Below are 14,220 nucleotides of genomic sequence, written 5' to 3'. Positions count from 1 at the left end.
TTAAGCCTTTTTTCTATCTAAATAAACAAGTTAGCTCTTAAGATCCTGTCTATGTTAGGGCATAAAGAACTTCAACTTGATTCATTCGGGACCTCTAGTAACGACTAAACATTGAAACAGAATTGGATGACGCTACCATTTGAAATTATCTATTGCACCGTAAACAAAGAACTCAAATTTGATTTTTCAATACTTAGAGCTAAGTTGTAGCTCACATCCTAACTTTAGATATCAGCTATCTGTATTCCATTAAATGATAACGCTCTAATCCCTCTCCTTTTGTGAATGAGATAACAAAACCTTGCGACTGGTAAAAGCCAATAGCATGTTCATTGGCAGTCAAACACTTCAAAGTCAGATCAGTGTAATGTTGTTTGCAGGTATTGAGTAAAGCAGAGCCTACTCCAGAACGTAGCGTTCGCGGGCACACATAGAGGTGATGGATGAAACTCTCAGGTTCCCAAACAGAGGCAAAACCTAAAACCTTGTCGCCAGAAACAGCCACCCATATCTGCTCACCTTCTGTATCTAATTCGAAATCGGATAACTCAAAAGCGTCGGCATCAGCCCAATGAAAGGTGTCCTGTCTTGATTCTAGATAGAGCGCCTGTAAAGCGGTTAAATACTTGGGTTGATACCTTGTGACTTCCATGTCGCTCCTGCCTATCCGTATGACCAGAATTAAGGTTGTTGACTAAGCTTTTCTACCTGTTAGCCATAGGGTGTTCAGGGTTTAACTGAAGCAGATCCCACAAGTTACCGTAAAGATCTTCAAACACAGCAACGGTGCCGTAGCCTTGCTCTTTAGGCTCTCGGACAAAGTTAATGCCCAAAGACGTCATACGTTCGTAATCACGCCAGAAGTCATCGGTGTTTAAGAATAGGAATACGCGTCCACCAGCTTGGTTGCCGATGAAATCGAGTTGCTCTGGCTTGGAAGCTCTAGCAAGTAACAGGCTCACACCGGTTGAATTTGGTGGAGCAACAACAACCCAGCGCTTATCTTCTTCTGGCAGATACGTGTCTTCGATGAGATCAAACTTAAGCTTGTTTACATAGAAATCAAGCGCTTCATCGTAGTCTTTTACCACGAGTGCAATGTGGACAATATTCTGTTTCATAACATACCTTGTTGGGGTTTTAGCTGCGTGGAATGATGCCATGAAGCAGGTAAAGACACTAGGTGTCGCATCATAAATCGTAGTATCTCGTCCGTCACAATCTAAAAGGTATACATCATTTATAACTGCCAGAATCCGAGCTCGACGCCACCTTGAATGACAATGGCACACATCCCGTGACGTGGTAACTCCATTGGCGGCACCGCAACTTCGGCGCCTAGTTTCTCGGCTGCAGTTACTGCAGACTGAATATCCTCAACCAACGTGTAATGACGAACAGTTGGTTCTTCAGTTTCACGAAGCGGTGCTCGAATGCCAATTACCCCGCCATTAGATAGCTTTGCAGTGCGCGCCCCACCAAGGTTCACATCTGCACCACTGAATTTCACGTTGTAGAGCTGAGCGTATGTTGCACAAACGACATCGACCTCTGGGGTAACCACTTCAAGATATTGAACCTTCATCAAATTTCCTTCTCGTGTTCTTTAAGACTCTCAACCTGCATACAGCTGTGCAGGTGTTTCTCATCAATAATTTATTACTAAGCAATTCGACCGCGCATGATAAATTGCGGGCCTGCTGCGCCACCTAAATACTGTTGATTGATATCTTCGAAGCCGCCTTTCTTATAACAGTTGAATGCGGCGGGATTTTTGCAATTCACGGTTAAATAAATCGACTCATACGCTGAGTAATTCGCTTTTAAATACGGAAACAAAGCCTTCACCGTGCCTGTTCCTAAACCTTTACCTTGCTGGTTTTTATCAAGCACAAAAGCTCTCAAGCCAATGCTTCCTTCAGGGCAGAATTCGTAGTGCTCTGCGTAAGCGATATCCAGCTTAAAGAAACCCACAACTTCGTTATCAGACTTAATCACGTGCAAGTGCGTCGTTTCACTGCCGTCTAATAAAAACTCTGCAGCTGTACCAGCGAACTTAACCTGTTCATCGGCGAGTTGGATGGCCTGAACTAACGCCACATGTGATTCTTCAAGCCTTTCGATAGTTATCATTGTTGTTCCTTTTTATACAAACCACATAGTCCCTTATTGAGAGGCGGGAGAAGTTCTAACCTCGTAAGCCAATTAGGTTACCAAATGGGTCCTCTACTTGGCACATGATTAGCCCACCTTCTATGGCCATTGGACCACGATATAACGTTGCTCCAATTGACTGAAAATAAACAAGAGATTCTTCAACGCTGTCGACTGACCAATACAGTACTGTTCCTTTTTTACCTGCATTAACTTTACTGTCGGCTTGCACAACTTCAATAGAGAACCCGTTAAGATCCAAAACTGTAAAATCAGAATCTGGATGATAAATGGCAACGGCATGTGGAAATGCTTTCTGGTACCAGTTCAGCCCTTCTTCAATATTTGGGACATGGACAAGGATAGCGATTGGACTCAAATTTACCTCTTCTTCGTTGTTACCGATTATTCAGGATAAAACAAGTTAGTCTGAACCGACTAGAGCTCATCGCTAGTGTCTCGAGAACCGTAGTTTGGGAAGTTGATATTAAGAACGTTATCGTCCTCAAGCGTGAATAGAACACTTCCATTCTCTACACCGGTTTCGTTCCTATCTGAACAACCTAGAAACAACTCCCAATCAAACGAATATTGAACTCGATATTGATTCGCATTGATGTGTAGAACGTCTTTGATTTTAATGCCGTTCACCACATGTGCCATATCATCGATGTATGACAGATCAGGGATTAACTTTTCTTCGAAATCACTCTTATGCTCGGTTAAGAAATTGACCAGTTCAGAACATAACTCGGAGCCATGAACCAATGGTTTAGACAGACTAGAAAACAACATTTCTAAATACTCCAAGGATTGTTTTGATATTGGGAAGATGCACGCGAATCTGTTACAAATTCAAGCTCAGCCAGCGCGAACCTTTAAGGCTAAACGTTACTATTATCCGAGCTATTAAACGAGTACATTCGAACTTCATCTCGAGGAAACCAGCCCAATTTTTCGTAAAACTGTTGAGCATTGATGTTGTAGTTATAGACAAACAAGTGGGTCTTCGGGATACCTAACCCTGCAAGGGCGTTGACCGCCTCTGCGACAAGCTTACAACCTAACTTTTGCCCTCTGAAGTTGGCCGAGACAGCTAAATGTTGTAAATACCCACGACGTCCATCCGTACCGACCAACACAGCGCCAATGATCTCGTTGTTGCTTTCAGCCACAAAACTTAGACCGGGGTTACGATCTAAATAGCTCGCAATGCTTTCTTTCGAATCGGCATCGCGAATACTCATGCCTTCTGTCTGGCACCACAACGCGATCACTGAGTCGTAGTCTGAAATTGCCATTTCCCGAATGTTGACCAATCTACTCTCCTTGTATAAACGGGCGCTTAATACGCTACTTTTTGACGAGCGACTTGGTGAGAAACGATAGCGAGGAATCTACAGGGTAATTTTCTAACACCATCTGGCATTCATACCCTCGTTTCTCATAGAAAGGCTTAGCTTGGAAACTTAATGTATCGATCAGTGACGACGTACAGCCTTGAGACTTCGCATACTCTTCAATAAGTTCAAGCAACGCACTACCGACTTGCTTTCCTCTCATCGAATCATCGACCCAGAGAAACTTAATCAGTAACCAGTTTCCCCAAAGATCAGCGACAATACCACCAACTTTGTTGCCTTCCACCATCGCGTAGTACGCAACTTGAGACTTGGGTATCCCTTCCAGAAACGGTGTGTTGTGTTTGATTAACCCGCCTCGGACTTCATTAATGTCGTCATCGGAAGGTTCAATATCTAATTGGTATTCCATTGACTTCCTATCTATAGATTAACGGCTTATGTAACATGTTCGATGCACTTACTAGCAGATAGCTAAACCACTAAAGTGAGTTACTTATACAAGCTAAACTTCTTTGTAAATTCACGCAGGGTTTCAGTGTCACCAAATAAGCATACTCCGAGATACTCTAAGTCTGCTTCTTTGGTTTGCTTAGTTCTTTGCTGTTGCTCGATGGAGCCACCTTCGATCATCGTACTCGTGAAATCGGTAAATTTGATACCACGGCTAATAGCCTCTTCACGTACTTTTCGAAGCTTGTTTGAATTGTCGGCTTTCAAAACAATGAAAGGATAGTGAGACAAATTAGGGTGAGTGCCGTCATCCATATCTTGATAGTCGACGTAACAGGTTTCACCCTCGTTCAATTGATTCGACAAGCCAACACTTAAATGCCCTAGTACATTCAGCGTTCTTCCCAAATCCATCTTCTTACTTAAAACAGCAATAAATCGTTTCTGGTTTTCATCTGGCAAAGTGCTCACAGTGTCCCCCTTATTTGTTTGCGAAAATACATTAGCTATATAACGTATTACCGAGGTGTAGACATTGCAAGTGCTTCATCTAGGAGCTTCTGACTCAGTAAAATTGGTTTTGAATGTAAATGCATAAGGCGAATCACCCACTTCTCTTAGATGCTCTAACCGCTCGATTGCTTCATCAAGGCTCGGAATATGTTCATCATCAACCCACCAAAGAACATACGTATCTTCAGTTAAACGATGAAACCATTCGTTTTTTCTTCGCATGAAGTCGCGATGGTGAGTTCTAAACATGAAGTTCTTTAACGAGTCTACTGAATCCCACACCGACATATTGACGATCATATTCGGATCATCGAACGCTTTTATATTGGTCGCATCACCAGATTCGTCTTTAAGACGCCAGACAAATCCCTCACTGCTTTCGGCTATGCCATTAACAAGATCCAAATTATCGACAAAGTCTTTGATTTCTGGTGCATCTAAAGCGTACTTCGCTAGAGCAATATTTAACTGAGCTAATTTCACAATGCTTCTTCCTTGAATGATTATGATAAAAATAGAGAACGCTGCGATAAGCAATAACCATTCGCCAATCTCAGATCCTCACTGATACTTTACACCGTAACACGAAAGCTAAATTGATTGTTTTGTTATTGATTTCATTACATCCAACTTTTTATGTAGTCGCTGATAAGTTCATTGGCTTTGAAAAAAGGGCTAATTGGAAGTGTGAGGTTCAGTTGTTCAATATCTACAACCTCACAGCCATTTAAAGCCTCGAATTCAACCCAAGAACATTCATCTACTTTTCGAATCACGTTTGATTCTAATAAAAGTTGAGCAAAATGAGCTGGGCTGTACCCCTTAGTTTCTGCAATAAAATGTTGCTTTTCTGAGGTTTGCTTTTGCGCTAACAACAAATAGAATTTGGCGATGTCATAGACGTGGACGTATTGATTATACCCTTGGGATGGGACAGCTACCTTAACGGTTCGATTTGCATACGATTCGATGATTCGCTTTAATTGGCAATTGTCACCGCCATATACCAAGCTCGGGCAGTAAACGATATGCCAGTTAGTACCAATCACGGAATGAATTGTTTTTACGTCTAACTCAACGGGCTTTAAAGGTTTAAGCCTAAACTCTTTAAGGTCTTGTTGAGATGCATGACCAAACAGCCAAACTCCCGATGTGTGGATCTTTATCGCATCTTCAGACGCAAACCTATCAAGCTGTGTGAGCAAACCATGTTCAATGTCTACGATTTCAACTGGCGAAAATTCTGACCAGTGAGGGCGTGCGCAATTGATAACCACATCGAAGTAATCTTCATAATCTGTGGATAGGTCTTTGATGTAATCCGAACAAGGGACAATGCCTTTGTCCCTCCTGTATCCAAAAACATCAAAACCACTGTTTACGAATGCCTTCGTAATGTGACGACCAATATAACCATTGGCACCTGCTATTAAAACTCTCATTCATTCCCTAAATTAAACACCAAGCTTCAACCGTTGACCATTTATTCTTCATAAAAACAAATATAATGTTAGCGATTAAAAATACGCAGGTATCGCGCCTTTGAATTCCGCGTTATCACTCGTACTGTACATACAGTCAGACCCTTCAATTGCGGTAAATCCTAGTCGCCTATAAAACTCTTTGTCAATATCACTATGCAGAAACAACGCCTTACTATTTTGATTTTGGAATAGCTCATCTTTTACCAAGTTAATTAATTTTGAAGCATAGCCTTTGCCCCTTAATTCTGGTGGCGTTGCAATGGAACCCAACCCACGGCTTCCTTCCAAAAGGCCAAACTCTCTCTGATAAACAATCAAAGAAGACACAATTTGTTCCTGTTCTATTAGCACATACCAAGTTCCTTTCTGATACTTACCACTGTTGTAACAAGAAGCTAGATACTCATCGACCGACAACTGGCTTCCCCATACATCAAAACCCATGAGATAAATATCATCCAACTCATGCGTATGTGCTGTTCTTAAGTACATAACCTTTTACTTTTCTTTCAACACGTCGCTACCTCTACGTGATGGCTCAGCAAAGTGCAGATAGCGGGTAAATGTGTCCTTTGGGCGTTCTAAATCGTTTTCAGCCAACACCCTAGACGCCATACCTCTGTGGTTATTACCGTGTGTGAGTAAGTGGATAAGAATCTCTTCAACAGACATTGTTCCTATATCACCATCTACGAAGTTAAACTGAATAACCTTGTCTAATTCTTCTTTTGAGGCCGACAGCGCATACTGCACTAACCATTTGTCATTGTGAGCCATTCTCTCACGCAGCTCTGAAAACGAAGGGGTTTCAACGGTATTATCAGCAGTATATTTTTCTGGTTCACCGAGAATTCGACTTATGAATAGACTATCCACTACGGTCGTATGGTTTGAAATTCTAACGAAAAATGTGCCATCGTTTTCCGGCAATTTTGAGAATTGTCTCGCTCCAAAATCAAGTAACTGACTATTTGCCCACTTTTTGTATTCAAATGCCTTCGCAAACTGCATTTATTTATCCTTTTTTGTTTCAGTTATTCACTTATGTACCGTCATCCACTCCGTGACTGCGTGCAATTGCCACACTCGATGTTCCAATCGCTATAAAGCCAGTTTGCTCTGCAATGAGAGCGCTTGCTGAACCCAAACCACATTTTCATTGGGATCTGGAACTTCGAACAAAGACCAAAACAACTCCAACATCCAAGTGTGTACGTTACCCAGCTCGAGCACCATTAGGCATTTCGGCTTCAGGACAAGCTAAACACGGATTTAATTTGTCTTCATAACCAATATCAAACAACATACCCTGAGACATTTCACCCGCCATCTTTCTTTCAGGTAGATTCACGACAAACAAGGCTTGCTTACCTTCGATTTCTTTGGGGTTTTCACGCTCTTGTTTAATGCCAGCCAAGATTGAACGCTGATGATCGCCAAAGTCGACGGTGAGTTTCATCAGCTTATCTGATTTAGCGACTTCAGAAACCTCGGTGATTAAACCCACACGAATGTCGATTTTCGCGAAATCATCAAACGTAATTTCATCTTTAATTGGAGCGTATTTCATAAACCAGACCTCGTTGTTTCCAAATCACATAACGTACAACTAAGTCACTAACAATGCTGAGACTAGATTCAAATTTACCACTGACGCCAAACTGAATTAAATACCCAATGTTAAGAGCGATCCCACAAAGCTTTATAGATCAATTCCAAGGAAGCACTTTTACTTGCTGCCATCGAGCCTTATAGCCAGTGGTCATTTTGTTGTAATTTTCTTCTGTCATTGCTCGCTTATTCGGTTTAATCAGCATATCAAACGCATCCTCTACACCGTATGGTGAAAACAACTTGATGCCGCCTGAATCATTCAAAGTAAACCCGATAGCAAATGCAGAGAGCCAAGACTCGATACCTTGTTCAACACGATCGTATGGTTGAATGAAGCAACCGAACTTCTTAGCGTAATGCTCATGAATGGTCGCTTGGTTCTTTACGTCCACGTCGACACAATGACTTAACCGCGAACGAATGCGGTTTTTGAACTCATCTTCGGTGATAGCTGAGGTACTATTGAAATAGACAACATCGAAGTCTTTGACTTGGTCTAGAAGCGGTTTGTTTTCGATATCATTCCAGATGATTTGAGTGATAGCTCCGCCTGCAATATAGAAGTTTGGCAAGCCCACCTCACGACATACTTTGGCTGTATCGATTAGCTCAGGAACTTGTTGAATGAGGTTCTTTAGTTTTTGTTTATTCATCGTGACCTAACTAACATCCATCTAAGGTTTGACCAACGCTACACATGAATACGCCGACCTGTCGGCATTGCTTCCAGACGCTTGCCTAATACTTCTTTCAACAACTCATAAGCTTTCTTGCCTGTGCAGTGCCCTGTATACAGTTTATCAATGGGGTATTGAGACAACGTCAATCCAAGATCTCTAATGTCTTGCTTTGTGCCACCAATACTATTGAACAATGGTAAGCCCACTAGATGGAAGCCCCCGACAACCGCTTTTATTCTCTCTCCTGGGAACAGAGTAACCGCTGTATCAACCATATTAAGAACGCCACTATGCGCACATCCCGTGAATATAACTAAACCATCTGGCTCTTTAATCACTAACAGTAACTCATGATCAAATGAGTCGCGCTCCCGTCGATTTTCCGACTGTGTATAAAGGTATTTATTACCCTTAGGTTGTTCGTGTTTCACGCTAATATCTGTGATAGCAAAGACATTTGGGGCGATCTCAGTAGTACGATTAACGAAGACTAACCGCTCGTTGCTGTTTTCTAGTAAGTCCGGAAATGATAGCTTTTCTGTTTGCAATTTTTCAGAAACACTTTGGCTTTAGAGTTATGAGCAACAAAATCAGCGGTGCCATTACAATGATCATGATGCCTGTGTGATATGACAGCGAGGTCTACATCTTTAATATCAATACCCAGTAATGGTGCGTTTTGACAAAACGTATCGCCACTTCCCATATCGAACAAGATCTTTAGCGATTCAGTTTCAATATGCAGTGATAGTCCGCGCTCAACGGCTAAATCTTTCCTGTTATCCAGTCGAGAGTTATCAACCAGCGTCGTTATTTTCATAGTTCCCTTTTGATTCATTTACGAATCGCACATTGCCCAACGGAAATAAGTTCACGCTGAGCAACGACGAACCACCAAACCTAAACCGTCGCACCGTAAACCCAGTGATCACTCTCCACTTTCAAAGTGGGCAAATACTTCTGCGCCAGTCATATTTTGAGTTTCATTTTTAAATTCGTAGTATCCGGGCTTTTCGTCGATGAATATCTGATGAGTTAATTTGTAGTCATCCCCAGACATCAATAATCCGATAGGAAGATGATACTGATTATTTGGCACTAAAAAGTAAAACAAGTGAGTACCACATTTACCGCAGAACCCCCTCTCAGCCCAATCGGACGACTTATATCTCACTACATTTGATTCACCTGATATTTTGACGGAATCAGCACAATCAATGACTAACATTGGACCGCCAGACCAATTTCTACACATACTACAATGACAAGCCCCCAATTCATTACTGGCGTACTCTACTTCCAACTCAACCGAGCCACATAGGCACTTTCCTTTACCTTTCATGAATCCTCCAATCTTTGCAGTGTGTGAAATGAATAGCAGATAACGCTTTTTATACCGATGACTTAATAAGAAAGGTTATTTTTTGTTTCCCTTCTCCGACAGATACGCGGCATATTTTGTAGAGATCCATTTATGAATATGAAGCCCTGTTTTACGAACAAGATACCAATCTATAGCAGCTAGAATCACCAAACCGATTACAGTTCCCATTACAAAACCTCCATGCTCATTGAAATGTCACTCTACCAAATAGTTGAGAAAGGCACCGTGAACCTAAACAAACTATTAAGACTAGATATGGTAGTTGCTTTAACTCTGGAAGAAATACGAGGCATAACGCTTAGCTACGCTGTGAGTGGGTGTGTCATGTCTGAGCGAAGCGAGTTCGGCACGCGTTTACGATTCAGATTTAGGCACCTTGTTATATGTTTTACTTACTAATATGCCAAGCCATTACGCCACTAGCAATAAGTAAAAATATTCCTATCAATCCGACATTAACTGCAAAACTTACTTTATTAGTTTCGTCTTGAAAGTCATTGGTTCGGGACACAAGTTCACGATGAATCATTAACGACAAAAAGTCTTGATTAGCTAGATTGTTACCATCAAATGTAATGCCTGCCAATACAACAAGTAAAACCCCGCTATATGCAATGTAGTCAACCAAGTCTATTGTGGATAGGTAATCAAAAAAATTGCGAGAAATTAGCAGAGCTACCGAGATCACAACAAGATAAGATAAAAGCCCTTTGAGAAAACCCCTCATTGAAACTCCCTGTACATATAACAGCTATCAAACAGAAAAATTCTGCACTTAACTCCAGAATAATTTTGTCTAGTTTCTAAGATAGGCAAGCAATATGCAACTAAGCCATTGCATAGCAATGACTTATGTCACAGCTAATTTCAGGCGTGTGAAAACCCGCCTACTTTAGTTCATCTGGAATGCGGCGATCTTTGTGGTAATACTCTCGGTCGCTCTCGTTGATTTCGCGTATCACTTTGCATGGGTTGCCAACTGCGACGACATTGGCCGGGATGTCTTTGGTGACGATGCTGCCTGCGCCTATTACTGAGTTTTCACCAATGGTGACACCGGGAAGTACGACTGTGTGCGCGCCAAGCCATACGTTGTTACCAATACGAACGGGAACATTGAACTGCGCTGCTTTTAGCCTGAGTTCTGGGCTGATGGGATGTGTGCCAGTGGCAATGGTCACGTTAGGCGCTATCATCACGTTGTCGCCGATGAATACGTCTGTGTCGTCGACCAGAGTCAGATTAAAGTTCACGTATACGTTGTTGCCTAGGTGCGTGTGACGCCCCCAGTTCGCATGTAATGGTGGTTCAATGTAGCAGCCCTCACCGACTTCGGCGAACAACTGCTTCATGATTTGTTGTCGTTTATCACCTTCGCTCGGGCGAGTATGGTTGAAATCGTATAGCACTTCTAAGCATTGAGTTTGCTCAGCAACCAAATCAACGTCGTCACAGTAGTAAACGTCTTGGCTGTGCATTTTAGCCTTTATATCCATGTTTGAACCTATTTGATCATTGCCTTATGTCGGCATAAATAAAGAAACAGATGGATAATTTGAAGTTTTCACTGGCCTTAATGCAAGTTGGATGAATTAACGCGGCCTGATGTTTTCAGCCACACGCCACATCACACCACTTGGGTCAGTGATACAAAACTCAAGCATTCCCCAAGGCTGTTCAACAACCTCGGAAACGTTGACTTCAAATTCCGACACTACATTAGAGTTTTGAATGTGTTGATACCAACTTTTTACGTCTTCAACCAGCAAGTGCATCATGTAATTGTGACAGTGCGCAGATTCATAAAAATTTTGCAGAAGGAACGCACAACTGCCGTGTCGTAGATAGGCGATATCGTGAAATTCAGACATCACTTCGAAGCCGATTGACTGGTAAAAACGCTTAGATAAATCGAAGTCTTTCGCGGGCACGAAAGACTTAATTTCTGAGACTTTGAGGTTTTCCATCCTACATCCTTATAGTGTTGATGTTCTTGTGCTGACACGCTTAACGCTTTAAGTGGTTACGGTGTTTATTCAGAGTCTTGCTGAAATGAGTCGACTTCGGCTTTAGTTAGATAACGCCACTGGCCTGCTTCAACATCCAAACGAACGTCACCAATCTGTTCACGGTGTAGGCCAACAACTCGATTCCCGACCGCAGCAAACATTCGTTTTACTTGATGAAACTTGCCTTCTGTAATGGTCAACAGCACTTCTTTACTGGTAATCACCTCGAGCTCTGCCGGACGCGTCGGCTTTTGTTCGCCCTGCAATTGAATGCCCGCTTTAAACTTATCAGCGACATCGTCTTTGATGTCTCGTGACAATGTCACGCGATATACCTTCTTACATGACTTGGTTGGCAGAGTGATGTTGAATGACCATCGCCCATCATCGGTAATCAAGACTAAGCCTGTTGTGTCGGCATCTAAGCGCCCTGCGATGTGCAGTTCTGATGCTTTGTCTATCTCGATGTAGTTGAACAGTGAAGGATAAACTTCATCGACATTAGAACAGATAGTACCCGCAGGCTTGTGCATTAAGAGGTATCGAAATTCACGCAATTTAAGCGGCATGCCATTAAACAAGATGGCGTTGGTTTCATGAACCTGAGTCGATTCATCGGTGACTGTTTCACTGTTTACGTTCACCTCGCCATTATGGATGCGTTCAATCGCTTCAGGCTTGGTTAGGTCAGTGCTTTTACATAGGTATTTATCAAGGCGCATTAATCGTCGGCACCACATTTAGCACAAGGCTTGTAAGTTCGTTCACCTTGCTCGATAACCACATAGTCACCAACGCACTTGTCACATAAAGCGAGCTTTGGGTAAGCCTCTTTTTGTTTCTTTGCGTTAATGTTGCCTTCGGTGGTGTATACGGTTCTCATCTTGATGCCTTTGTTTGAATAACGTGAGAGGCGCAAATTGTATCACTGTTTACAGCTTTGATTGGAGTGGCGGTTCATAGATAAATTGATTTTAAGTACCGCTATTCCAAGTTCCCGCCCGTAACGGCTTAACCATGAACAACAAAATCAACGTGCCACGCCTATCAGTGGTAAAATGATAAAAGCTCACCAACTTATGAAGTCGATAATGAAAGATTGTAATCAATGCGGAAAATGCTGTATCAAATACGGAGATGGCGACCTTGCCGCGACTCAAGAAGAGATCGATTTGTGGGAGTTGTTCAACCCAGACATCTTTGAATATGTTCGAGGAAGCGAGATCTGGTTCGACCCTGAATCTGGCGAACGTTTAACTCGCTGCCCTTTTCTGGAGCTGGTTCCGACGAAAGACACCAAGGCTCAAGCCAAGTACACATGTAGCATTTACTTAGACCGACCAGAAGATTGCCGACACTACCCAAGCCTAATTAATGAGATGGTACGAGATGAGTGTGAAATGATTGAGGTGGTGGATTTACAAAACACGAAGAAAGCTCAAAGGAAACTCGACCTATTGATGAAAGACAGCCGCCCTTCAAGCTATTCGTAAGCGATGATCTTTTGAAGATCAATCTTCAGTATTAGCTAGTAGCCGCTAAAACCTTAAGCCAAATACTGGTTCGCTTCTAACCAATCAAGCGCAACCAGTGCTGCCAATGAACATACCGCTCTGTCGTTGATATCCACATACTTAAGCTCTTCAATTTCAGCATCTGGAGACAGTTCGCCTGTATAATCAGCAAGATAACAAGTCAATTGCACTGATACGCCTTCCGCTTTACCATCAGCTTGGCCTGTAAACGTCTCGACGTATTTGATGGAATCAGGCACTAAATCGACTGAGATCTCTTCTTTGATTTCGCGAACCAGTGCTTGCTCATCACTTTCGCCAGCTTCACGCTTACCACCCGGTAGATAGAACAGTTCTTTGCCTTTTGATCTCACCATCAACAACTTGCCGTCTTTGATGAATATCCAAGCCAGCTTATCAATTACCTTATGCATGTCGTTAGACCTTATTTCTGTTTTAGTTCTCGTTATTACTGAATCTGGCCGCGCTATTCTATTAGTCACGACCAAACAAAGCCTGGGTATGTTACACGCTGGAAGGAATATACTCTATTGAATCAAATAGGAAATATCATAACCAAAACGAAAAATGACAGCGTTCGAGACAATGCTCATCAACTGTCATTGGCGATGTTTACGAACTGCTCTCTAGCTGCCCGCGAATAGTATCAATCGACTAGCCACTTAAGCGCAGAGTCATGGTCTTCGAATGACTTAATCTCACCGGACACAAACCAGCTCCCTACTTTTGAAGCGAATTCTTGCCAGCTTTTATCGCCGAAAATAGCAATCTTGTCTATCTTAGAATTGAGCTCTAATCCCAGTTTAAAATCATCCCAAACTGCACGTAACTCCCATCCTGTTAAGGTGGAGATGTCGACCAGCATCTTGAGTTTAGATGAATCGAGTTCTTCTAGCGTGGTATTTAGAATTGGCATCATTGCTTGATAGTCATCGTGTGTGAGTTTGCCTTTCGCTTTGAACACAACGATGGTTTCACCGCTAACACGTTCAATTCCAACCGATATTCCGTGACGTTCGACACTCATAACCTA

Annotated in this window: 24 protein-coding genes and 1 pseudogene; 1 reads left to right on the top strand and 24 read right to left on the bottom strand. The window is 42.3% G+C overall.

Translation table 11 applies throughout. From position 1 onward, the window contains the following. Positions 1-235: 235 nt before the first annotated feature. The 22 genes and pseudogenes from ACED41_RS03975 to ACED41_RS03870 form a co-directional block, all read right to left on the bottom strand. Positions 236-652, bottom strand: a complete 417-nt coding sequence (locus tag ACED41_RS03975) for a GNAT family N-acetyltransferase (protein WP_102333300.1) — start codon at positions 650-652, stop codon at positions 236-238. A gap of 52 nt (positions 653-704) precedes the next feature. Then, positions 705-1,121, bottom strand: coding sequence for a VOC family protein (locus ACED41_RS03970; RefSeq protein WP_017061801.1), 417 nt, complete (start codon positions 1,119-1,121; stop codon positions 705-707). Positions 1,122-1,240: 119 nt separating this feature from the next. Then, positions 1,241-1,585 (bottom strand): VOC family protein, encoded by a 345-nt coding sequence (locus ACED41_RS03965; RefSeq protein ID WP_017061800.1) that lies wholly within the window; start codon positions 1,583-1,585, stop codon positions 1,241-1,243. A gap of 77 nt (positions 1,586-1,662) precedes the next feature. Beyond that, positions 1,663-2,133, bottom strand: coding sequence for a GNAT family N-acetyltransferase (locus ACED41_RS03960; protein ID WP_017063933.1), 471 nt, complete (start codon positions 2,131-2,133; stop codon positions 1,663-1,665). Positions 2,134-2,188: 55 nt separating this feature from the next. Further along, positions 2,189-2,533, bottom strand: coding sequence for a glyoxalase/bleomycin resistance/dioxygenase family protein (locus ACED41_RS03955; RefSeq protein ID WP_017063934.1), 345 nt, complete (start codon positions 2,531-2,533; stop codon positions 2,189-2,191). A 59-nt stretch (positions 2,534-2,592) separates the two neighbouring features. Continuing rightward, complete coding sequence (locus tag ACED41_RS03950; protein WP_017063935.1) at positions 2,593-2,949, bottom strand: hypothetical protein; 357 nt, start codon at positions 2,947-2,949, stop codon at positions 2,593-2,595. A gap of 89 nt (positions 2,950-3,038) precedes the next feature. Then, positions 3,039-3,473 (bottom strand): GNAT family N-acetyltransferase, encoded by a 435-nt coding sequence (locus ACED41_RS03945; protein WP_371724521.1) that lies wholly within the window; start codon positions 3,471-3,473, stop codon positions 3,039-3,041. 34 nt (positions 3,474-3,507) lie between these two features. Continuing rightward, positions 3,508-3,927, bottom strand: coding sequence for a GNAT family N-acetyltransferase (locus tag ACED41_RS03940; protein WP_017083596.1), 420 nt, complete (start codon positions 3,925-3,927; stop codon positions 3,508-3,510). Between the two features lie 80 nt (positions 3,928-4,007). Beyond that, on the bottom strand, positions 4,008-4,439 hold the full coding sequence (locus ACED41_RS03935) for a DUF2000 domain-containing protein (RefSeq protein WP_017068333.1): 432 nt from the start codon (positions 4,437-4,439) through the stop codon (positions 4,008-4,010). 75 nt (positions 4,440-4,514) lie between these two features. Beyond that, positions 4,515-4,964 carry a DUF3291 domain-containing protein gene (locus tag ACED41_RS03930; RefSeq protein ID WP_108193919.1) on the bottom strand — a complete coding sequence of 150 codons (450 nt, stop codon included), beginning with the start codon at positions 4,962-4,964 and terminating at the stop codon, positions 4,515-4,517. 137 nt (positions 4,965-5,101) lie between these two features. Further along, positions 5,102-5,923, bottom strand: a complete 822-nt coding sequence (locus ACED41_RS03925; protein ID WP_371724520.1) for an NAD-dependent epimerase/dehydratase family protein — start codon at positions 5,921-5,923, stop codon at positions 5,102-5,104. A gap of 75 nt (positions 5,924-5,998) precedes the next feature. Further along, the gene (locus ACED41_RS03920; RefSeq protein WP_017063941.1) at positions 5,999-6,457 is read right to left on the bottom strand and encodes a GNAT family N-acetyltransferase; all 459 of its coding nucleotides are present in this window, start codon (positions 6,455-6,457) and stop codon (positions 5,999-6,001) included. 6 nt (positions 6,458-6,463) lie between these two features. Further along, positions 6,464-6,976, bottom strand: coding sequence for a DinB family protein (locus ACED41_RS03915; RefSeq protein ID WP_371724519.1), 513 nt, complete (start codon positions 6,974-6,976; stop codon positions 6,464-6,466). A 205-nt stretch (positions 6,977-7,181) separates the two neighbouring features. Further along, the gene (locus ACED41_RS03910; RefSeq protein WP_371724518.1) at positions 7,182-7,535 is read right to left on the bottom strand and encodes a tRNA-binding protein; all 354 of its coding nucleotides are present in this window, start codon (positions 7,533-7,535) and stop codon (positions 7,182-7,184) included. A gap of 139 nt (positions 7,536-7,674) precedes the next feature. Further along, positions 7,675-8,232, bottom strand: a complete 558-nt coding sequence (locus tag ACED41_RS03905) for a nucleotidyltransferase family protein (protein WP_017068328.1) — start codon at positions 8,230-8,232, stop codon at positions 7,675-7,677. A gap of 38 nt (positions 8,233-8,270) precedes the next feature. Further along, a pseudogene (locus ACED41_RS03900) lies at positions 8,271-9,079 on the bottom strand (MBL fold metallo-hydrolase). 108 nt (positions 9,080-9,187) lie between these two features. Next, positions 9,188-9,601, bottom strand: coding sequence for a GFA family protein (locus ACED41_RS03895; RefSeq protein WP_371724517.1), 414 nt, complete (start codon positions 9,599-9,601; stop codon positions 9,188-9,190). Between the two features lie 430 nt (positions 9,602-10,031). Continuing rightward, positions 10,032-10,370: a hypothetical protein gene (locus ACED41_RS03890; protein ID WP_371724516.1), complete on the bottom strand. Its 339-nt coding sequence runs from the start codon at positions 10,368-10,370 to the stop codon at positions 10,032-10,034. 160 nt (positions 10,371-10,530) lie between these two features. Next, positions 10,531-11,139, bottom strand: coding sequence for a sugar O-acetyltransferase (locus tag ACED41_RS03885; protein WP_061024768.1), 609 nt, complete (start codon positions 11,137-11,139; stop codon positions 10,531-10,533). A gap of 96 nt (positions 11,140-11,235) precedes the next feature. Then, complete coding sequence (locus ACED41_RS03880) at positions 11,236-11,610, bottom strand: VOC family protein (RefSeq protein ID WP_371724515.1); 375 nt, start codon at positions 11,608-11,610, stop codon at positions 11,236-11,238. Positions 11,611-11,675: 65 nt separating this feature from the next. Next, the gene (locus ACED41_RS03875; protein ID WP_102333290.1) at positions 11,676-12,374 is read right to left on the bottom strand and encodes a pseudouridine synthase; all 699 of its coding nucleotides are present in this window, start codon (positions 12,372-12,374) and stop codon (positions 11,676-11,678) included. Further along, the gene (locus ACED41_RS03870) at positions 12,374-12,535 is read right to left on the bottom strand and encodes a hypothetical protein (RefSeq protein WP_017059212.1); all 162 of its coding nucleotides are present in this window, start codon (positions 12,533-12,535) and stop codon (positions 12,374-12,376) included. The genes ACED41_RS03875 and ACED41_RS03870 overlap by 1 nt, the downstream gene beginning before the upstream one ends. Before the next feature lie 208 nt (positions 12,536-12,743). On the opposite strand from ACED41_RS03870, the gene ACED41_RS03865 reads away from it, so the two are divergent. Next, positions 12,744-13,145 carry a YkgJ family cysteine cluster protein gene (locus ACED41_RS03865; protein WP_102428720.1) on the top strand — a complete coding sequence of 134 codons (402 nt, stop codon included), beginning with the start codon at positions 12,744-12,746 and terminating at the stop codon, positions 13,143-13,145. A gap of 53 nt (positions 13,146-13,198) precedes the next feature. Here ACED41_RS03865 and ACED41_RS03860 read toward each other — a convergent pair whose 3' ends face one another. Then, on the bottom strand, positions 13,199-13,600 hold the full coding sequence (locus ACED41_RS03860; RefSeq protein WP_017070706.1) for an NUDIX domain-containing protein: 402 nt from the start codon (positions 13,598-13,600) through the stop codon (positions 13,199-13,201). Positions 13,601-13,833: 233 nt separating this feature from the next. Next, positions 13,834-14,214 carry an STAS/SEC14 domain-containing protein gene (locus tag ACED41_RS03855; RefSeq protein WP_371724514.1) on the bottom strand — a complete coding sequence of 127 codons (381 nt, stop codon included), beginning with the start codon at positions 14,212-14,214 and terminating at the stop codon, positions 13,834-13,836. Positions 14,215-14,220: the final 6 nt, after the last annotated feature.

Source organism: Vibrio sp. 1F255 (assembly GCF_041439145.1).
Lineage (GTDB): Bacteria > Pseudomonadota > Gammaproteobacteria > Enterobacterales > Vibrionaceae > Vibrio > Vibrio crassostreae_C.
This window is presented reverse-complemented; position numbering and strand designations above follow the sequence as displayed.